We start from the raw sequence: 19,010 nt of genomic DNA, 5'->3' as shown, positions 1-19,010 counted from the left end.
CCGCGGCGCATGCGCTCGGCGAGCGCTGCGTCGTCAGGCAGAAACTCCACCGCCCGGTCAAGGCGGCCTTCCGCCTCCAAGGCCTGCATAGTCCGCATCGCGAAGCCGGTCTCGCCGACGCCACCGTGCAGCGCCAGCGACAGGGCGAGCGTCTGCAATTCGTTGTTGCGCAGGACGAGATGGCTGACCTCTTCCGTCATGTCAGCGAGCAGCGTGTTGCGGGCCTTGTCGGTGAGCCGCCCGTCGCGCTCCGGGGCCATCAGCGCGATCTTGATGTTCACCTCCACGTCTGAAGTGTTGACGCCCGCCGAATTGTCGATGGCATCGGTGTTGAGCCGGACGCCCGCACGCGCCGCCTCAATCCGCGCCCGCTGAGTGAGGCCGAGGTTGGCGCCCTCGCCAACCACCTTGGCGCGCATTTCAGGCGCGGTGATCCGCACTGCATCGTTTGCCCGGTCGCCCGCGTCGTCGTCGGTCTCGCTCGTGGAGCGGACGTAGGTGCCGATGCCGCCGAACCAGAGCAAGTCAGCAGGGGCCTTGAGGATCGCCTGCATCAACTCGGCCGGTGTTACCTCGCTCCGGTCGAAGTGGAGCGCCGCCTGGGCTTCCGGCGAAAGCGGGATCGTCTTCAGCGAGCGGGAGAACACGCCACCGCCAGCCGAGATCAGCGATCGATCGTAGTCCACCCAGGACGAGCGGCCGAGATCGAACAGCCGCTTGCGCTCGGCGAAGCTTCGGGCAGCGTCGGGGTTTGGGTCGAGGAAGATGTCGCGGTGGTCGAAGGCTGCCAGGAGCCGGAGGGTCGGCGACAGCAGCATGCCGTTGCCGAACACATCGCCGGACATGTCGCCGATCCCGACCACGGTGAAGGGATCGGATTGGGTGTCCACGTCCATCTCGCGGAAGTGGCGCTTGACCGCCTCCCAGGCGCCCCGCGCGGTGATGCCCATGCCCTTGTGGTCGTAGCCCTGGCTCCCGCCCGACGCGAAGGCGTCGCCGAGCCAGTGGCCGCGCTCCAGCGAGATGGCGTTCGCCACGTCCGAGAAGGTCGCGGTGCCCTTGTCTGCCGCAACCACGAGGTAAGCGTCGTCGGCGGGATCGTGCCGCACGGTGTCCTTTGGAGGCACGATGGCGCCGTCAACGATGTTATCGGTGAGCGACAGCAGCGTGCGGATGAAGATCCGGTAGCTCTCGGTGCCCTCCGCCAGCCAAGCAGCGCGATCGGAGGGTGGAGGCAGGCGCTTGGGATAGAAGCCGCCCTTGGCACCCACAGGGACGATCACCGCGTTCTTGACCTGCTGCGCCTTCACGAGGCCGAGGACCTCGGTGCGGAAATCCTCCGGCCGATCCGACCAGCGCAGGCCCCCGCGGGCGACGTAGCCGAAGCGCAGGTGCACGCCCTCGACGCGCGGCGAGTAGACGAAGATCTCGAACAGCGGCCGGGGCAGCGGCATTCCCACGACTTTCGCGCAGGCGAACTTGAAACTGATCGTGTCGCGCGGGCCTCCTTCCTCAGCCACCTGGAAGAAGTTCGTACGCAGGGCCGCTTCGATAAGGTTCACGAAGCGGCGCAGGATCCGATCCTCGTCGAGGCTGGTGACACCGGCCAATGCAGTCTCGATCTCCGCCCGCACCACAGCTTCGGCTGCCACCCGGTCGCCTGTAGCAGCCGGATCGAACCGGGCGCGAAACAGGGCGACGAGCCCCTTGGCGATCACCGGGTGCCGCGCGAGCGTGCCAGCGATGTAGTCCTGCCCGTAGCGGATGCGGAGCTGGCGCAAGTACCGCCCGAGCGCTCGCAGCAGCGCCGCCTCGCGCCAGGGCAGGGCGGCCTCAAGGACAAGGCGGTTGTAGCCATCGGACTCGGCGAGCCCATCGGCGACTGCCAGCATCGCCTCTTCGAGCACCGCCGCCTCGGCGAGGCTTATATCCTCACCAGTGGCACGCTCCAGGAGCATGTCATATAGCCAGACGCGGTCACCCTCACCGACGCCAGAGGGCCGCACCAGGTAGGTGCGTTCGTTGATTACCCGGAAGCCCAGGTTTTCCAGGGCCGGCACGCGGTCGGACAGGGCAATCGAGGTGCCGCGCGAGAAGGCTTTGAGGCGGATCTGGTTCGCGGGATCGGTATCGCGGCGACCGATGTCGACCGCCCGCGGCTGGTCGGCCGTCAGGCGTTCGAGGATCGCGACGTCAGCGACCGCTACCTCCGGCAGGTAATAGTCACGGTAGGCGGCGGAGAATGCTCCGGCATAGCGCGCGGCCAACATGCGAGCACGGGCGCTGCCGCTGCGCGTGGCCAGCGCCGCGCGCAGGCTGTCGCCCCAGGTGCGCACGATCCCCGCGATCTCGGCCTCCAGCGCGCTGGGATCGCGCTCCGGCACGCCCGGCTCGGACAAGCCGATGATGTAGTGGGTTCGCGCCAGCGGCCCCTCAGGGAAATCCGGGTAGGCCGCGGAGAGGTGGCCACCGTAAGCCTCGGCGAGGTGGGCACCGATCCGGGCGCGCACAGTCGAGTCGTAGCGGTCTTTTGGCACGTAGACGAGCAGCGAGACGAAGCGGCCAAACCGATCCGGTCGCGACAGCACCCGCAGGCGCGGCCGATCGGCAAGGCTTGCAATCGCCAGGGTGAAGTGGGTCAGCCGGTCGAGGTCGATCTGAAACAGCTCGTCGCGCGGATAGGTCTCCAGCACCGCGAGCAGGCTGCGCCCTGCATGGCTCGTCGGGTCGAGGCCAGCGCGATCGGTCGCTGCCACCACCTTGCGGCGCAGGATTGGCACCTCGTGGGCGGGACTGGCGTAAGCGGAGGCCGTGAACAGACCCACCACCCGCACCTCGCCAGACAGCTTGCCGTCCGCTGAGAACAGCTTGATCCCGATGTAGTCGAGGTAGCCCGCTCGGTGCACTCGCGCCTTAGCGCTGGCCTTGGTGATGATGAGCGCCTGCGGCTCCTGCAGGAAGGTGAGGATCTCCGGAGTGTAGTCGATCCAGCCGGGACCGGGCCGCAGCACTGCCGCACCGGGATCACGCAGCACGCCGAGGCTCGACTCGGGCACCAGCGAGTACGTCTCGCCCGCAATGCCGTGTTCCTGCATGCCGAGCAGGGTGAAATGGCCGTCCGCGAGCCAGTCGAGGAAGGCGCGCGCCTCCATCGTCTCGACCTCCGAGAGCGGCGAGGACCCTTGCCCGAGGCCCGCGGATAGGGCGGCGAGGCGGACGCGCATCGCCTCAGCGTCGTCACTCACCAGCGCCACGTCGCGGTAAACCTCGCCGAGCTCGGCCTCCAGCCGCTCCCGCGCCGCTCCCTCGATCCGGTCGAGATGGATGTGGATCAGGCTCTCGCGGGCGAGCCCGCCGTGGGCCTCGGCCGTGGTCTCGCCGACGACCCGGACGAGGGCGCCGCCCGCGTCGCGCTCGACGCCAAGGATCGGGTGGGCCACGAAGTCAGGGGTCAGGCCGTGCTCAGTCAGCGCGGCCAGCGTCGAGTCGAGCAGGTAAGGACGGTTGTCGTTGATCACCTCGATCACGGTGATCTCGCACGGCTGGCCGTTGCGCTCGATCGTGGCATCGCGCAGCCGCAGCCGTGCCGGATCGCTCGGCCGCCGGGGCACAGCCAGGAAAGCGCGAGCATCGCAGGCGAGGTCGGCGAGCACCGCGGCGGGATAAGAGGTTAGATCCTCCGGGGGCACCCGTCCGAACAGGTCATGCACGAAGCCTCCCCGCCCACCTGCTCGCGTGACCGCTTCGGCGGCCATCTTGATGAGGCCGGTGCAGGCATTCTTTGCGTCAGAGGACGGCAGTACGGGGGCGGTCTCACGTGTCACAGCTCTTCCCCATTTGGACCGTGAGTGCCCCGACAAGTACCAGTGTCGATGTGCAACGGCCTTTGACGCGCTCAGATTTCAAACAACCGTGACGCGCAACATGACATTCACCGCTTCTGCATTTTAAAGCGCGCGCCACTAAGCGCGCGCTCAACTTTTCAAGTCAGCCGATTGACACAACGACCGAGCGGTTGCACTCGCCTTCGGCACCTCTCGACAGTAACAATCCTCGGCGCCTCTTTGCTGCATATTATCAAGTTCAAGCGACAGAGAAGACGCTCAGAGGTGGCCTAGCAAGGATTTCGCTAAGGATGGAGAGAGCATCGGAGAGCTCGCTTAGATCGTCTGGCGCACCTAGGCAGACGCGAACGGCGCCCGGATCGTCGTCATCGACAGTGGAGGCGGTCGGAGGCGTTACGAGGATGCCCTGCCCACGTGCCGCCGAAGTGAAACGCGATGCGGACCATTCCTGCGGCAAAGGCAGCCAGGCGTAGAAAGGGGGATTGTCCAGCTTCTCCGCGTACGGAAAGAACTTCGCGAAGAGACGATACCGCTCGGTTGCCTGCCGCCTCCGCTCACGAATCAGCTCATCGAGCCTGCCGCTCTCGAGAAGACGAACCGCCAAATCACCCAGTATGGGTGCAGCGAACCATGAGGAGGCGTGGACAAATAATTCAGCTCGAACCTTGAACGCCGGAGGAACCGAGAGTGTTCCGAGCCGAAAACCCGGCGCGACACACTTGGAATAAGACGTTACATAGAAACTTCTTTCGGGAATGAGTGCCGCGATCGGGAGCGGCCTTTCAGGATAGAAGAAACTGTAGACATCGTCCTCAATAACGAGGAGGTCAAGTTTTTCAGCCAGTTCGGCAATGCGCTTTCGTCGCTGGAGACTCATGGTCCGCGCTGTCGGACTTTGTAGAGTCGGCATAGAGTAATAGACGCGGGCACCAGAAAGCCGGCACGCTGCCTCCAAGGCGTCAGGATCGGTGCCTTCATCATCAAGATCAACCGGCACGAGCGTGAGTGAGTTTGCGACTGCGATCGCCTTGAAGCCCGAGTAGGTGAGCCGATCGACGAGTATCTTGTCGCCTGGCTGTGCCACGAGCCGCACGGCAATGTCGAGGGCATGCTGAGCGCCGTTGCACAGATACAGCAGCGCGGGATCAACGCTGAACGCATCATCCGAAATGGAGCGGGCAATGACTTCGCGATGATGCCCGATGCCTGAATGGGGATGATAATCGAGTAGTGGCGCTAGTTCTTGGCGACGGTAGACATCGCTCAGGAGCCCAGAGAGAACATCCGCCTCGCGACCATGAGCTGGCACATTGAGGGCCATGTTCACGGCTTGCGGCGCGGCCGCGCCGACCGGGACGGTCGGTGCGCGCCTGCGCACAAATGTCCCCTGTCCGACATGGCTGCTGACGATGCCCCGTTGCTCCGCCTCTTGATATGCTTTACTGACAGTACCAACTGACAATCCAATCTGCGCAGCCAGTTCACGGTGCGGCGGGAGGCGCGAGCCGTCGACTAGACGGTTCTCCACGACGTCCTGCTCAAGCGCGTTTACTAGAGCAAGGTAGCGCGGACCTTCCAACGACAGCTCCCGGGGCAGCCAGCTGCAAAACTTGGTCTTCTCCAAGGCCATGAAGCAATTTTCCTTGCGCGGATCTATGGACCGTAGGTCCGACTCTAGCGACCGCGTGTGACCAACGAATTAGCTCTTCGTCCGTATGGGTTCGGGCAGGTGGCACCCGTGGCGCGGCTGAGCCACTCGCTCTCCACGATGTCTCGGATACACAGCTTCAATCGGTGACCACAGGAGGAACGCAGTGACCGGACTCCACATTGTCATTGATCAGGCCTGATGCAAGAAGGGGCGGTACCGTACATGTACCAGGTCAAAGCGTTGGAAGTGAAGCGCTTGTTCAGTCGTTTCGCCGGAGATTTGGGCGGCTACCCCGCACGCACCCCCAGACCTACCTGACACCGTAGGGCGCGGAGGGGATACGAGGGCGCCGGCCTGCTACGATGTCGGAAATCAAGGCAGCCGTCATAGGCGCCCCGCTGATCCCCAAGTGACCGTGCCCTGTCGCGAACAGGATGGCGGGGTGCTTCGGATGCGGTCCTATAATGGGTAGGCTGTCCGGAGTAGATGGACGGATTCCCATCCAACGTCGCACCGTACTGACTTGGAGGTCCGGTATCATGCGGCGGGCTGCCACCAGAAGCTTGTCCGTCTGACTACTCCTGAACGGCGCGTCGGGCTTGTCGAATTCCGCTATGCCGACGACTCGCAACTCTTCTGAGAGCGGAGTCGCGACAAAGGCCGAAGCCGTGTCGGTGACAGGGCGGTTGATCGCGCCAGCGACATCCGACAGCGCCACATGGTAGCCTCGCTCACTCGCCATGGACAAGGATACGCCAAGGCTTCTCGCCAAATCACGACTGGCGATGCCGGCGGCAATGACGACCAAGTCGCAGCGGTGAGGACCTAACGTTGTGCGGAGCGTCACAGCCTCCGATCCTGGCTCAATGGACAAGACGCGCGCCTGCTGCACCTTCGTGTCGAACGATGTGGCGCGTGCATTTAAACGCTCCACTAGCGTCACAGGAGCATCAACATAACCGCTGCCCGGAAAGTAGACGCCGCGCTGGTAGTCCTTGGAAAGGTTCGGTTCTAGTTTCCGGATGTCTTCGGCGGAAACTTTGTCAAAGGCGGCTCCGTGGCTCATCCGCAACCGCTCGATTTCACCGTCGAGTTGGCCGGGCGCGGAGTCTCGGTAGACATGAAGAGCACCACTAGGTCGGAATATTTTGCTCCATTCGTCATCGCCCAGCAATTCCTTGTATAGGTCCGCGCATGGTGCGTTGAGCGCGTTGAGAGCAGTGTATGTTTTCTCCCATTTCTTAGAATGACCCGTCTCAATGAAACGCAGGAGCCATCCTATATTTCGAGGAAGCTCTCGAGCAGCGAGATATACGGGTCCATTGCTGTCAGCAAGCCATCTCAGGGCACGCCACATCACCCCGGGATAGGACATCGGCAGCGAGGTGCCGGCATTGTACTGGGCACCGTTGCCCCAGGAGCAACCATGACCGACTTTGTCTTCCTCAAAGATAGTTACGCGATGGCCTTCCCTGGAGAGCGAGAGGGCGCAGCTGATGCCGATCAGCCCTCCTCCCACAACGGCGATGGATCTTGCCTGTACCATTCGAACCTCCCGAGATTAGGGCGAGTTTATTCTAAGAGAGGAGCTCTTCTGCTCTTCGATAGATTGGACTCGCGCTAGCTCTGTGGGCCGACGGAAGATTCTCCCGACGTAGAAAGAACCGCGTCGCGCGCTCAGACGTGAAGGTGACCTACGTATTTTTTGCTCATGTAGGCCTCAAGACCCTCAATCCCACCTTCACGTCCCCAGCCACTATCTCCGACACCGCCGAAGGGCGTCTCAGGGATTGTAACGACCATCTGGTTGATCCCGATGACACCGACAGCTAGCTCTTCGGAGATGCGGTTCGCCGTTGCCGAGGAACTCGTGAAAGCGTATCCGGCTAGGCCGTAGGGCAGCGAATTCGCTCGCGCGAGCGCGTGGCCGATGTCTTCGACTGGCTGCACGAGGGCCAGCGGGCCGAATGGTTCGTGCGACATCGCCTTCGCGTGGTCCGGAATGTCCGCGAGGATAGTAGGCTTGTACATGAGCCCGACCCCGTCGATACGCTCTCCGCCGGCGATGAGCCGAGCCTGGTGCGAGAGAGCATCCGAAATCAGGTCGTCCATGGCAGCGACGCGGCGGGCGTTCGCGACAGGTCCGACCGTTGTCTCGGGCCTCAGGCCGTCGCCGACCACCTGCTTCTCGACGAGAGCGCGCGCGTGCTCCAGATATTCCTCGTAAGCGGGGCGTTCTACGAAGAAGCGCGTCGGCGACGTGCAAACCTGCCCCGTGTTACGCAGCTTGATCGCCATCGACAGCTCGGCGGCGCGGCGGATATCGGCGTCCTTCGCAACAATGACTGGGGCATGTCCGCCGAGTTCCATCGTGGCGAGCGTCAGCGTCTCTCCCGCGATGCGCGCAAGATGGCGGCCAACCGGGGTCGATCCGGTGAACGAGATCTTGCGGATCACGGGAGATCTCAGAAGATATTCAGAGACTTCTGCGGGGTTGCCGAACACAACGTTGAGCACGCCGGCCGGCAGGCCAGCATCGCTAAGCGCACGCGCAATCTCTAGCGTCGTGCCCGGAGTTTCCTCAGCCGGCTTGATGATGCAGGTACACCCTGCTGCCAGAGCAGGCGCGATCTTCCGGGCCGGGGTCACGGCCGGGAAGTTCCACGGGGTGAAACAGGCGACGGGGCCGACTGGCTCCTGCGTCACGGTTTGAAGCATGCCGGCGAGTCGGGCAGGGATGATGCGCCCGTAACTCCGCCGTCCCTCTTCGGCGAACCAATCGAAGAACTCTGCCGCAGCTGTGATCTCTCCCTTGGCCTCCGCAAGTGTCTTGCCCTCCTCGAGCGTCAGCACGGTCGCGATGTGAACGAGTCGCTCACGCATGAGGCTGGCGGCACGCCGCAGGATCTGTCCACGCTCATACGGCGACGTGCGCTTCCAGCCGAAGAAGGCGCGATCTGCCGCCGCGAGCGCTCGATCCAACTCCGGCCGACCAGCGTGAGGCAGTGTGCCTAGCGGCTGCTCTGTTGCAGGATTGAGAACAACTTCGCTGCCACCGCTAGCTTCCTCAATCCAATCGCCATCAATAAATAGGGCTAATTTCGTATACATAGCGGTCCTTCAGAAAATTCCGGCTTTCGCACGCGAATGTTGATCGAAACGAGCCCGGATGGCCCGGTCCAAAAATTTACGAGGTCCTCTCCCGCGGCGCGCCAACGATCACGGTGCGCACGCAACCACCTACGTGCTCGCGACGTCACCCCTTGCTTGATCGGACGTTTCGGCGAGAGGCAAGGGCGGATGCCGTGATGCTTCAGGTCTTCGCCCAGCGGCGCAGCCCGGCCTCTCCGATGATCTTGGCAATCGCAGCTTTCTGGTCGTCGGCTAGGGGAAGCAGCGGCAGACGAGGCCCACCTGCGTCACGTCCAAGCTGTGTCATAGTCTCTTTGATTGCTGCGTAATAGGCGCCTGATTGGAAGCAGCGGTAGAATGCGAAGACATCGCGGCCCATGTCATCGACGGCCTCACTGCCTTTCAGTGCTTGATCCCAGTAATCACGAATGAGAGGCCCCGCAATCTGATGTGCCATGGCGATGACGCCGTGAGCACCTACCGCACGGGCCGGCACGATCATGGTTTCGTACCCCACGAACACGCGAAGTTTGCCGCCGACGCGCTGCACCAACTCGGTGACCTGATTAATCAGTCCGGAGCTGTCCTTGATTGCAACAACCGTGGGAAGCTTGGAGAGCTGCTCGACCAGAGCTGGATTAATGTCAATACCAGCGCGCCTTGGGCTGTTGTACAACATCAACGGCAAGGAGCTATTCTTAGAGACGTGCTCAAAGAAGGCGACGATCTCACGCGGGCTTGGCATGGCGTAAATGGGCGGCAGGATCATCCCACCGGCGCAACCGGCTGCGACTGCGGCCTGGCAGGCATCAACCACATCCTCAACGCGGAGGTCGGCAACTCCGGCCAAGACGGGAATTCGACCCGCTACATGATCGACCGTGAGCTTATAGAGGCGGGCGCGCTCACTGATCGTGAGTGCATAGAATTCGCCCGTGCTACCGGCCGCAACGATGCCGCGAGCACCGTTCCTGATCGCTTCGTCGATCAGCTCCTTGTATCGCAGCTCGTTGATAGACCCGTCTGGCCCAAATGGAGTTACGAGAACCGGGAAGATGCCGCCCCAGTCAGTATTTGCCATAGCAGTGTCCTCCAGAATGAGTTGATGTTTGAGCGACAGCGGCCGCGAGCGGACCGAGCATGCACGCTTTCATGTAGCCGACTTCCTCACCGGCTATGGCAGGAAGCCCCAGCCACCTGCGAATCTTGATCCGGCCAAGACCCAATCGGGGATCTTCAGGCCGGCGCGGGCGCGCCACCTATTAAGGCGACGGAAGCCCCCTGCGAACACGGGCGCTTCGCCGATTGACGTTTCATACCCATTCCTCGCCAGCCGCGTCCTATGTCATTCGCTTCCTGGTATATATCAATCAGGCTGCATGACACAAGCACGATCTGAGGTTTTTCGGTCTTGTTCGGTCCATAAAACTAAGGCATATGGGAACACGATGCGCGGAATGCCGGCACATTGGTGCACAATCCAGCGCCCAATTGACCGATCTCGCACCCTCCTCGCAGGCGTGGCGCACGCCTCGTCGCGTTTTTTGGACCGCCGTCGCTATTCGCAGAGCGGGCATCGACTCGTCGCGCCTGTTTGGACGAGCCGTCTTAGCCCGCCGAGAGAGGATTTCCCGTCTTGAGGTAGGTCGAGGCCCAGCTCTCGGCGTCGGCGCTCGACATGTCTGTCACACGCTTGAGGATGACATCACATGAAACCTTCTATCACGCATGTATCGGGATTGACCGACTCGGTAGGTGTTTTCGGCGCCGGACGCCTCGGTGACGCAGTCGCCACCCGAATGAGGGAGGAAGGCAAGCATGTCATTATGTGGAGCCGTCGCTTCGGTGATTCCGCATCGCGGCCGGTAGCTGGCAAGAAATCCGGCAACGATTTCGACGACGTCATACAGTCTCGCGTCATCTTTTCCGCGATCCCGAACCAAGCCTTGGTAGGGCTAGCTGAGCACCGTGGCCTTCGCAGCTTCGATGGCGTCTTGTTCGCCATGGGGATCGACTCCGAGGTGAGCATAGTGCGCCAGGCTCTCCCGAATGCGCTGGTGACGCGGCTCAGCCCGGCCATTCCCCAGGACGGGGGCGAAGTTCGTTCGATCGGACTTCTGGACAACGTCGTACGGGCCGATCCTCGAATTTCGTCAGCGATCGCGGCTCTCCAGCCACTGGGCCCGACCAGTTGGATGGAAGAGGAACAGCTCTATGATCTGATGACGCTCCTAGCGGGTCCGTTGCTGACACTAATCAGGTCATCACTCGCAAGGACGATAGAGGACAGTTTAACTGAACGTGGTCTCACGCCCGCAGCGCTGGACGGTGTGATGCACGTCGTATTCGATGAACTAACCAGGAGGCTGCGTGGACACCACTCGGCCTCGAAGCAAGCGGAGGACCACAGGGCCACGCCGGGAGGCGTCACGGAGGTGGCCCTGTCATACTCCACGCAAGTGAGCGCACAACTTGGCGCTATCGTCGGCAAGATGTTGAGCCACATGCAGCGCCAGAGAGTACTACCACGGGAGTGATCCCGGGTCGGCCTGGCCGTCGACCGGTCCGGTACCTCGGATGTTCGGTTCGGCAAGACAATCGACGGGCCGGCAATAATTCTAGCGGGTCTCGGGGGTAGCGTCCGCGGACGAGGTATAATTTTCAGGCGGTCCGGGTTGGAGCTTGGAGTGGCTATCGTAGCTGGCGGCTAAGGTGGAATTTGCGGACTTAAACCCGAGCCGGGAGCACCCGATAACCGACGACAGAGTGGTACTGATCGAGGCGCTGCAGAAGGCCGACGACGGCGACTTCCTGCGCAGCCTCGACACGCGGCTGGGCTCGCTCAGCCTCACGATCCCCAAGCTGCGCACCGGCAGCTACTTTCCGGCCATCCTGGAGCCGAGGACGCCGGCCGAGAAAGCGCTGGTAGCGGTGATCCAGGAGGCGTGGATCGCCGGCGTCTCGACCCGGCGCGTGGACGAGCTGGTGCAGGCCATGGGCCTGTCAGGCATCTCGAAGTCGAGCGTGTCCAAGCTGTGCAAAAGGACATCGACGACCGCGTCCGGCTTTCCTGACGCGTCCGCTGTCGGGCACCTGGCCCTATCTGTGGCTCGACGCCACCTACCTGAACGTGCGCGAGGGCGGGCGCATCGTGTCGGTGGCCGCCATAGTGGCTGCGGCGGTGGACGCCGAGGGCCGGCGGGAGATCGTCGGCCTGCACATCGGTCCGTCCGAGGCCGAGGTGTTCTGGACCGACTTCCTGCGCAGCTCGGTCAAGCGTGGGCTCTCGGGCGTGCAGCTCGTCATCCCGGATGCCCACGATGGGCTCAAGGCTGCTGACGCACGTGACCGTGTCGGGAGCTTAAAATTGCCTGGTTTGGTAATCAAGTGGAGTAACGCCCCAGATACAGATCCGCTGCCTTCTCATCGTTCAGCAATACGTTCGCTGAACCCGCCATCTCGACGCGCCCCCCATCCATGATCGCTCCGCGGTTTGAGATAGCCAACGCTTGCCGAGCCCTTTGCTCGATCAGCAGGATACTGGTGCCGTCTGCTGCCAGGGACGCAATGCGAGAGAAGCTGTCGGCGACCAGTGCCGGAGATAGGGCAGCCGTTGGCTCGTCGAGCACCACCACGCGGGGTCGTGTCATGAGGGCTCTCGCATACGCCAATTGCTGACGCTCGCCGCCGGAGAGTCTCCCTGCACGCGCCCGCTTGCGTTCGGCCAAGGCAGGGAACTGTCTGAACACTTCGGCAATTCGCGATTTTGAGTCACGCACTCCCTGGACGACTTCAAGGTTCTCGATGATCGTCAATGAAGGAAAGACATTAGCCACCTGTGGCACATAGCCGATACCATTCTGGGCCCGCTTCTCGGTTGCTAGTCGCGTAACATCTCTTCCTCCGAGTCGCACACTCCCCTCAACGCGCGGCAGCAGCCCGACCACGGCCTTCGCAAGAGTAGATTTCCCCGCACCGTTTGTTCCGGCAACCGTCAGTATTTCACCTGCTTCGAGTTCAAGGTCGATGCCATTCAGGATGTCGACCTCGCCGTAGCCACCCTTCAGGCCCTCGATGGACAGAACAATCATGACGACCCTCCGAGATAGGCCTCGCGAACCTGCTTGGACGCCAGCACATGAGCCGGAAGGCCGGACGCAATCAGGCGCCCACGATCCATCACGTGAAGCGTAGAGACGAGACGAGTGAGTGCACCGAGATCATGTTCAATGATTAGGAAGCCGATGCCCCGGTTCTTCAACTCCCGAATGCGCTCCGCGATCTCCTCAATCAGAACTGGATTTACACCAGCGAAAGGTTCGTCCAATAAGATCAGCTTGGCACCAGTCATCAGCGCACGACCGAGCTCGAGAAGCTTCTTCTGACCTCCAGAAAGCCGGCCAGCCGGCGAGTTCGCGATCCGCGTGAGTCGCAGAAAGTCCAGCATGGCATCGGCTTCAGAGGAGATCACCTTCTCTTCCTGACGAACTTTTCTGATTTTAAAGAAGAGGTCGGCGATGCGCTCGCCGCTCTGCTTTGGCGCCGCCGCCATCAGGTTCTGCTTGACGGTCAGATGACTGAATTCCCGGGGTACCTGGAAAGTGCGCACCATTCCAGCTCTCGCTCGTTCGACCGAGGAGAGATGGCCGATTTGTTTGCCGTCGAGACGAACTGCCCCCTCGCTGGCGGCCAGGAACCCGGTCACTAGCGAGAACAGCGTCGACTTACCGGCGCCGTTGGGGCCGATGACCCCGACCACGTCGCCGGGCGGAACAGAGAACGAAACCCCATCGACGACCCGAAGCGCGCCGTAGACTTTCGTCAGACCCTCTATCTCAAGGTTCATCGCTTTGTATAATCCCCCATGAGGCCTTGGGGCCGGTAGAGCGTGAAGAGGACCAGAGCGAGCCCGATCACACCGAGGCGGATGCTGGCCATCTCGACCTCGGAAACGAACGGGATGAAGCCTCGCAGAAAGCGTGATCCCTCCAGGAAGAACATTAGAATGAGTGTGCCAACAAGCGCGCCCGAGATTGGCCCGACTCCGCCGATAATGATTGCCATCCAAATGTAAAATGTGATCAGCGGTATGAATTGCTCGGGGACGATGTACCCGATGTAGTGTGCATAAAACCCCCCAGCAATACCAGCGAGAGCAGCGCCAAGCATGAGAACTTGGATCTTGAACGTCGACGGGTCTTTGCCAAGCGCCTTCACAGCTTCTTCGTTGTCTCGAATTGCCTCGATCATTCGACCGAACGGAGATCGGACGATGCGCGACTTGGACAGACCAGCCAGCATGTTTACGGCGACTAGAAGGAGTAGCACGGCCAGAGCCTGGGCGGTGCCCGTCCCAAGGAAAGCGAACAGCTTGGGTATACCGGTAATGCCCTGCACGCCCTTCGTCAGCCATTTCTCGCTCGTGACGACGATCCGCACCACTTCCGAGAAGCCGAGCGACACGATGGCGAAGTAATCGTCCCGAAGCTTAAGGCTAATGAGTCCGAGGGGCCAAGCCGCAAGCGCGGCGAGAGCCGCGCCCGCGAGGAAGGTAAAAGGCCAAGGAACCGACACTTGGCTTAATAACGCTGCTGTGTAGGCTCCAATACAGAAGAATCCAACATGACCGAAATTTGAAATGCCGGTTAAACCGTATTGTAGATTCAGCCCAAGAGCTAGAAGTACATAGATTCCACTGATGATCAGTATCGCGATGATGTAAGCTTCCATCAGCGAACCCCTTCAATTTGACCGAACAGGCCCCGAGGGCGCACAAGCAACACGAGCAGCAGAACGAAGAACGAGATAGCTATTTTATAGGTGAACCCGACGAGAGGCGTCGCGACCTCCTGCAAGGTTCCGAGGAGGATGCCAGCGCAGATCGCGCCAACCGGATTACCGATTCCGCCTAGGATCGCTGCGGCGAACGCTGGAAGGAGCATATCCCATCCCATCTCCGGCGTTACGACAGTCTTGATCCCATACATGACGCCAGCCACTGCGGAGACAGAACCGGCCAAAGCCCAGAGCGCGATCATGATGCGGGAGGGAGAAATGCCGGAGACCTTCGCCAGACCCGGGTCGTCGGCGACGGCTCGCATGCAGCGGCCAATCGGCGTCGCGTAGAGGATTAAGAAGACGACCGACAAAGCGATTACGGCTACAATCACCAGGTTCAGATCGGCGGGTTGGAGCCGGACATCGAGGATGCGCCAGGGTCGTTCGAGGGGAAGTTGAAAGACCTGCTGCTGATGCCCGAAACCAAGACCGATTACGGCGCGCAGGAAGAACGCTATGCCGATCGACGCGAGAAGATTGGTTACGGAGGAGCGGCCCGATAATTTTCGGAACACGAGCAGGTAAGCGAGGATGGCGAGGGCTGCACCCGTTATCGCGCCGAAGAGGCCTCCGATGATGACCGAATCCGTCAAGGCAGCTACCGACAACGCCGTATAAGCGCCAGCTGTCATCACATCACCCGTCGCCGCGTTCGGAAATCGCGCGATGCCGAAGATTAGTGTGATCGCGAGAGCAGACAGGCCCACGACCAATCCCGACATGAGGCCGCCGATAAAAAGTTCAGCGAAAGCTGGCATGCTAGCTCCATTGGCGTAGGAAGGGCGGCGAGGACGTCGACCTTTCTCGAAGCCGGTCAGATCTTGATGATATACTTCCGGTTGATCTTGCCATGTTCAATGATTGCAAGATCGAAATCCGGCATCACGTCAGAGCTATCGTTGAAGTCGACTGCAGATGACGCCCCATCGTAGTTGATTTTTCCGGTCCTGAGCGCCTCCTTGCCTTCAGAAAAGCTCGAGACCTGCTTGCCAGGAGGATTGGCAATCTCTTTGATCTTGGCGTTGATCTCATAGATTCCGGCATTCGGGCCAGCAGCTTCTATCGCGAGGGCCAGCACAATCACCATATCCCACGCCATGGCAGCGTAGATGTTCACTGCGCCCGATTCGCGCGTTGCCTTTCGGTAAGCTGCGTCGTACCTGCTGTAAGCTGTGGACCCCTCGTTTGAAATGGAGTTCACCACCATCAAACCTTCACTCGCATTCGGTCCGACAGCCTTGATCAGGTCAGCATTCGCAGCATGGCCGGGAATGAGCCATTTCTGGGTGTCACCCGTCTGGAACCATTCGCGCACGATGATTGTGGTGTCGGCCAGGTAGGACCCCAGGACGACCACGTCGGGCTTGGCCGACAGTACCCGCTGTAGTTCCGACCGGTAGCTGGGCTGGCTGGGCTCATAAACCACGGCTTCGACGACCTTGCCGCCCTTCGCAACCCACGCCTTGCGAAAGCCATCGACGATGCCGATGGCTGAGGCGTTATTGAAGGCCATCGTTGCAGGCCGCTTGAAGCCTTCCTTCGTGCAGATTTCGGCAAATGCCTTTCCGAATCCGTCGCCCGTCGTGTTGAACCGATAAACCAGCTTCTTCGCGTTGACTTGCGCGCTTGTCAACTCTGGCGCACCGGAGGTCGCCATAAAGATAGCGTTTGCGTCATTTGCGATGGGAATTGTCGCCAGGGCGACGCCAGAGGACCAAACGCCGACCAATGCTTGGACCTTATTGATCTCAATGAGCTTCTTGGCAGCGAGGACGCCCGCCTGTGGCTGGCTTTGATCGTCCTCGGCCAAGACCTCGATCTTCCGCCCTCCAGCGCCTCCGGCCGCATTCACCTCTTCGGCGGCCGCAAGGATCATCTTCTGCATACCGGTGCCGTAGGCGGCGCCGGCGCCGGTGATGGGATTCAGAGCGCCAATCCGGAAGGTCGCGCCTGTCTGGGCGCCGCCGCTGCGGACCGACGACAGCAACGTCGCACTCGCCAGAGCAGCAACAACTCGTCTACGGTTAATCATCGGTCAACCCTTCTGTTCGTTCAGGGTGCATCTTAATTAAGACCGTTTCTTTTGACGATCACGCCCTCTTGCATTATGAGAGACAGATGCTGACCCTGCCGGGTCAGAAGAGAGAGATCGTCGAGGGGATTACCGTCGACCACGATCAGATCGGCGAATGCATCTGGAGCCACGGTCCCGATCTTTCCATCCATGTGGCAAAGTTTTGCGGCTACCGTGGTCGCGGAAGCAATAACGTCGTGAGCCGGAAGCGCTTTCCCTCGGATAACGAATTCCTCGGACTGGTGGCGGTGCATCTCTCCCAGGAGGTCAGAGCCGTAGGCCATCGGTAGGCCGGCCTTCTTCATGATGCTGAGCGATTCAATTCCGGCAGCCTGCACAACCTTAACCTTTTCGATGGCATCAGCCGGATAACCGTTCAGGGCGCCTTCGCTCAGAAGCTTATCGAATGTAACGAGGGTCGGAACTGCGATAGCCCCTTTGGCAGCGGCGAATTTGGCCGTGTCCGGCTGGATGAGATTGCAATGTTCTAGCGAGTGGACGCCCGCCTCGGCGGCGCGACGGATCGCATCATCGGTGTAGAGATGGGCCGCCACGTATGTACCCGCGTTTTTCGCTTCTTCGACTACGGCGAGGAGCTCCTCACGCGAGAAGCCGAGGAAGTGAATGGGATCAGTTGGCGATGCGGCTCCTCCGTTTGCCATGATTTTGATGAAGTCGGCGCCGGCTTTGATCTCCTCGCGAGCCGCCAGACGCACTTCCGGAACCCCATCGCATATGCGCCCTAGCGCCCCGAGCGGAAAGCCCGAACGGACCTCGGGTCGGCTGTTGAAACGGCCTCGGAAATCGCAATGACCGCCAGTCTGGCTGAGAGCCTTGCCTGATATAACGAGGCGCGGACCCGGAAAGATCTTTTCTCCGACCGCGCATTTGATCCCGTAGTCGGCCCCACCCGCATCGCGGACCGTGGTGAAACCTCTCATCAGCATCCCTCGCAGGACGAGTGATGCCCGCGCCGTTACTAGCGAGTCGGGAAGCTCCGCATTTCGCCCAAATGAGGCTCCCACAGCGATCGTGTGAACATGGCAATCAATTAGGCCCGGCATCAGCACCTTACCGTTGAGATCGATCGTCTCGTCTGCGGATGCGGTGATGATCTTGCCGACTTCACGGATCTTGCCGCTTTCGACAAGGACTTGCATTGGATCTGTCGGCCTATCCATGCTTCCGTCGACGATACGGCTGTTCTTGAACATGTACGTTGTCATGGCGGATTCCTTGATTTTCAATGTAGAAGGAGAATTTTTGCGAACTGCCTTTTGATGGATAGACGACGCGAGCGTCGTCGGGCGGTTTGCTTGGATGAAAATGCTGTGTCTTGATAAGATGGTCGGTCGGCGACCCACTCAGCCGGGCAGAAAGCCCGAGGGAAGCGGATCCTCAGCCTCAAGAACGAGCGTCGAGAAGGCACTCAGATGCGCCATGCCGCGGATTTCTGGAATCACAGCGGGCTGTCCGGACCGGGTCTCAGCGAGTTCAGCGATCGTGGCGGCGAAAGGCACGCCCATGATGTTTTCGGCGCGGTAGCTTGCTCCCGGAGTGATTTCTCCACGCCTGTGGAGTTGAGCAAGGCGCGCAGAGGTGCCCGTCCCGCAAGGGGAACGGTCAAACTTGTTGCCAGCCAGAACTACGAGGTGGCGAGCTCCTCCATCCACGGAGTGATAGAACAAGACGCTGTCGATCTTCGGATTGTCGGATATTGAGTTCAACGCGTCCTTGATGGCCATGCCCCTGCGGCACCAGGGGCCGGCGGTTGCGATGTCGAATGGAAGCTCGAACGTGCCAGCATCCACAAGGGCATAGGTGATGCCGCTATAGGCGACGTCGCAGATCACTTGACCGAAGCCGTCGGCTTCGACGACGACGTCGCTAGCTATGACGTGACATGGCACGTTACGCAGTATGACTGAAGTCAACCTGCCGGCCTCAAATGTCCCTTTGAGGTGTACAATTCCCGCCGGCGTCTCAATCGACATGCCGTCCTGTTCAAAATTCGCAGGGAGCGAACCTAAAGCTGCGAGACTCGCGACGTAACCTATGGTCGCGTGACCGCACATGTCAGCGTAGGAGTACGAGAAGACGAAGAACAGCCCCTGGTCCGCGATCATGGAAGGAACTGGGATCGCACCTGCCATGGCAGCGTGTCCGCGCGGCTCATGAAGCAGAAGCGTCCTAAGCCCGTCGTAACGAGCGCGAAAATCGTCCCGCTGCTCGCGCACGCTGCGCCCCTGCAGCGACGGTATGCCGGACGTCACCACCCGTGTCGGGTGACCGGCCGTATGGCTGTCGATGACGGTGAAAAGACGCCTCGTATGCATAGCGGCCTAGATCCTCCCCATTGACATATATCGCATTGGCCATTGCCCTATAGCATTATTTTGGAACGGCACAAGGCGTCTCATAGCTCGGCCTAGTGAATATCCGCCGATTGGACCTCGGCCGTGACAGCGGC

The 19,010-nt window shown here is 61.1% G+C and carries 13 protein-coding genes and 1 pseudogene; 2 read left to right on the top strand and 12 right to left on the bottom strand.

What is annotated here, in order from left to right:
• The 5 genes from MET2598_RS38030 to MET2598_RS0135570 form a co-directional block, all read right to left on the bottom strand.
• Positions 1 to 3,824 (bottom strand): NAD-glutamate dehydrogenase (locus MET2598_RS38030; protein ID WP_036271140.1); only part of this gene is annotated, 3,824 nt, incomplete at its 3' end.
• Between the two features lie 259 nt (positions 3,825 to 4,083).
• Positions 4,084 to 5,475, bottom strand: a complete 1,392-nt coding sequence (locus tag MET2598_RS40380; protein ID WP_084674097.1) for an aminotransferase-like domain-containing protein — start codon at positions 5,473 to 5,475, stop codon at positions 4,084 to 4,086.
• Positions 5,476 to 5,806: 331 nt separating this feature from the next.
• Positions 5,807 to 7,042 (bottom strand): NAD(P)/FAD-dependent oxidoreductase, encoded by a 1,236-nt coding sequence (locus MET2598_RS40375; RefSeq protein ID WP_084674094.1) that lies wholly within the window; start codon positions 7,040 to 7,042, stop codon positions 5,807 to 5,809.
• 131 nt (positions 7,043 to 7,173) lie between these two features.
• Positions 7,174 to 8,607 (bottom strand): NAD-dependent succinate-semialdehyde dehydrogenase, encoded by a 1,434-nt coding sequence (locus MET2598_RS0135575; RefSeq protein WP_026191121.1) that lies wholly within the window; start codon positions 8,605 to 8,607, stop codon positions 7,174 to 7,176.
• A 202-nt stretch (positions 8,608 to 8,809) separates the two neighbouring features.
• Complete coding sequence (locus tag MET2598_RS0135570) at positions 8,810 to 9,709, bottom strand: dihydrodipicolinate synthase family protein (RefSeq protein ID WP_018264102.1); 900 nt, start codon at positions 9,707 to 9,709, stop codon at positions 8,810 to 8,812.
• Between the two features lie 628 nt (positions 9,710 to 10,337).
• Here MET2598_RS0135570 and MET2598_RS0135565 point away from each other — a divergent pair.
• Positions 10,338 to 11,165 carry a hypothetical protein gene (locus tag MET2598_RS0135565; protein ID WP_026191120.1) on the top strand — a complete coding sequence of 276 codons (828 nt, stop codon included), beginning with the start codon at positions 10,338 to 10,340 and terminating at the stop codon, positions 11,163 to 11,165.
• A 214-nt stretch (positions 11,166 to 11,379) separates the two neighbouring features.
• Positions 11,380 to 11,974 (top strand): annotated as a pseudogene (locus tag MET2598_RS40370) (IS256 family transposase); the annotation flags it as partial.
• A 37-nt stretch (positions 11,975 to 12,011) separates the two neighbouring features.
• Here the strand turns inward: MET2598_RS40370 and MET2598_RS40365 are convergent.
• The 7 genes from MET2598_RS40365 to MET2598_RS0135525 all read right to left on the bottom strand — a co-directional run bounded on the left by MET2598_RS40365 (position 12,012) and on the right by MET2598_RS0135525 (position 18,876).
• Positions 12,012 to 12,719, bottom strand: coding sequence for an ABC transporter ATP-binding protein (locus MET2598_RS40365; RefSeq protein ID WP_084674092.1), 708 nt, complete (start codon positions 12,717 to 12,719; stop codon positions 12,012 to 12,014).
• Entirely contained in the window at positions 12,716 to 13,474 is a 759-nt protein-coding gene (locus MET2598_RS0135550) for an ABC transporter ATP-binding protein (protein WP_018264098.1), read from the bottom strand. Before MET2598_RS0135550 ends, MET2598_RS40365 begins: the two co-directional genes overlap by 4 nt.
• The gene (locus MET2598_RS0135545; RefSeq protein WP_026191119.1) at positions 13,471 to 14,358 is read right to left on the bottom strand and encodes a branched-chain amino acid ABC transporter permease; all 888 of its coding nucleotides are present in this window, start codon (positions 14,356 to 14,358) and stop codon (positions 13,471 to 13,473) included. Before MET2598_RS0135545 ends, MET2598_RS0135550 begins: the two co-directional genes overlap by 4 nt.
• Positions 14,358 to 15,224 carry a branched-chain amino acid ABC transporter permease gene (locus tag MET2598_RS0135540; RefSeq protein ID WP_018264096.1) on the bottom strand — a complete coding sequence of 289 codons (867 nt, stop codon included), beginning with the start codon at positions 15,222 to 15,224 and terminating at the stop codon, positions 14,358 to 14,360. Before MET2598_RS0135540 ends, MET2598_RS0135545 begins: the two co-directional genes overlap by 1 nt.
• Before the next feature lie 56 nt (positions 15,225 to 15,280).
• The gene (locus tag MET2598_RS0135535; protein ID WP_026191118.1) at positions 15,281 to 16,498 is read right to left on the bottom strand and encodes an ABC transporter substrate-binding protein; all 1,218 of its coding nucleotides are present in this window, start codon (positions 16,496 to 16,498) and stop codon (positions 15,281 to 15,283) included.
• Between the two features lie 32 nt (positions 16,499 to 16,530).
• Positions 16,531 to 17,766, bottom strand: a complete 1,236-nt coding sequence (locus MET2598_RS0135530; RefSeq protein WP_026191117.1) for a metal-dependent hydrolase family protein — start codon at positions 17,764 to 17,766, stop codon at positions 16,531 to 16,533.
• A gap of 138 nt (positions 17,767 to 17,904) precedes the next feature.
• Positions 17,905 to 18,876, bottom strand: coding sequence for a proline racemase family protein (locus MET2598_RS0135525; protein ID WP_018264093.1), 972 nt, complete (start codon positions 18,874 to 18,876; stop codon positions 17,905 to 17,907).
• Between the last annotated feature and the right edge of the window lie 134 nt (positions 18,877 to 19,010).

The organism is Methylobacterium sp. WSM2598 (genome assembly GCF_000379105.1).
GTDB lineage: Bacteria > Pseudomonadota > Alphaproteobacteria > Rhizobiales > Beijerinckiaceae > Methylobacterium.
Note: the sequence above shows the minus strand (reverse complement) of the source record. Positions and strands in the feature narration are given on the sequence as shown.

What these genes read in the sequence shown, in the direction of transcription:
- MET2598_RS0135530 (WP_026191117.1), bottom strand. Translation starts at nt 17,766, where the DNA reads ATGACAACGTACATGTTCAAGAACAGCCGTATCGTCGACGGAAGCATG.
- MET2598_RS0135535 (WP_026191118.1), bottom strand. Translation starts at nt 16,498, where the DNA reads ATGATTAACCGTAGACGAGTTGTTGCTGCTCTGGCGAGTGCGACGTTG.
- MET2598_RS40380 (WP_084674097.1), bottom strand. Translation starts at nt 5,475, where the DNA reads ATGGCCTTGGAGAAGACCAAGTTTTGCAGCTGGCTGCCCCGGGAGCTG.
- MET2598_RS0135575 (WP_026191121.1), bottom strand. Translation starts at nt 8,607, where the DNA reads ATGTATACGAAATTAGCCCTATTTATTGATGGCGATTGGATTGAGGAA.
- MET2598_RS40365 (WP_084674092.1), bottom strand. Translation starts at nt 12,719, where the DNA reads ATGATTGTTCTGTCCATCGAGGGCCTGAAGGGTGGCTACGGCGAGGTC.
- MET2598_RS0135565 (WP_026191120.1), top strand. Translation starts at nt 10,338, where the DNA reads ATGAAACCTTCTATCACGCATGTATCGGGATTGACCGACTCGGTAGGT.
- MET2598_RS0135545 (WP_026191119.1), bottom strand. Translation starts at nt 14,358, where the DNA reads ATGGAAGCTTACATCATCGCGATACTGATCATCAGTGGAATCTATGTA.
- MET2598_RS40375 (WP_084674094.1), bottom strand. Translation starts at nt 7,042, where the DNA reads ATGGTACAGGCAAGATCCATCGCCGTTGTGGGAGGAGGGCTGATCGGC.
- MET2598_RS0135550 (WP_018264098.1), bottom strand. Translation starts at nt 13,474, where the DNA reads ATGAACCTTGAGATAGAGGGTCTGACGAAAGTCTACGGCGCGCTTCGG.
- MET2598_RS0135570 (WP_018264102.1), bottom strand. Translation starts at nt 9,709, where the DNA reads ATGGCAAATACTGACTGGGGCGGCATCTTCCCGGTTCTCGTAACTCCA.
- MET2598_RS0135540 (WP_018264096.1), bottom strand. Translation starts at nt 15,224, where the DNA reads ATGCCAGCTTTCGCTGAACTTTTTATCGGCGGCCTCATGTCGGGATTG.
- MET2598_RS0135525 (WP_018264093.1), bottom strand. Translation starts at nt 18,876, where the DNA reads ATGCATACGAGGCGTCTTTTCACCGTCATCGACAGCCATACGGCCGGT.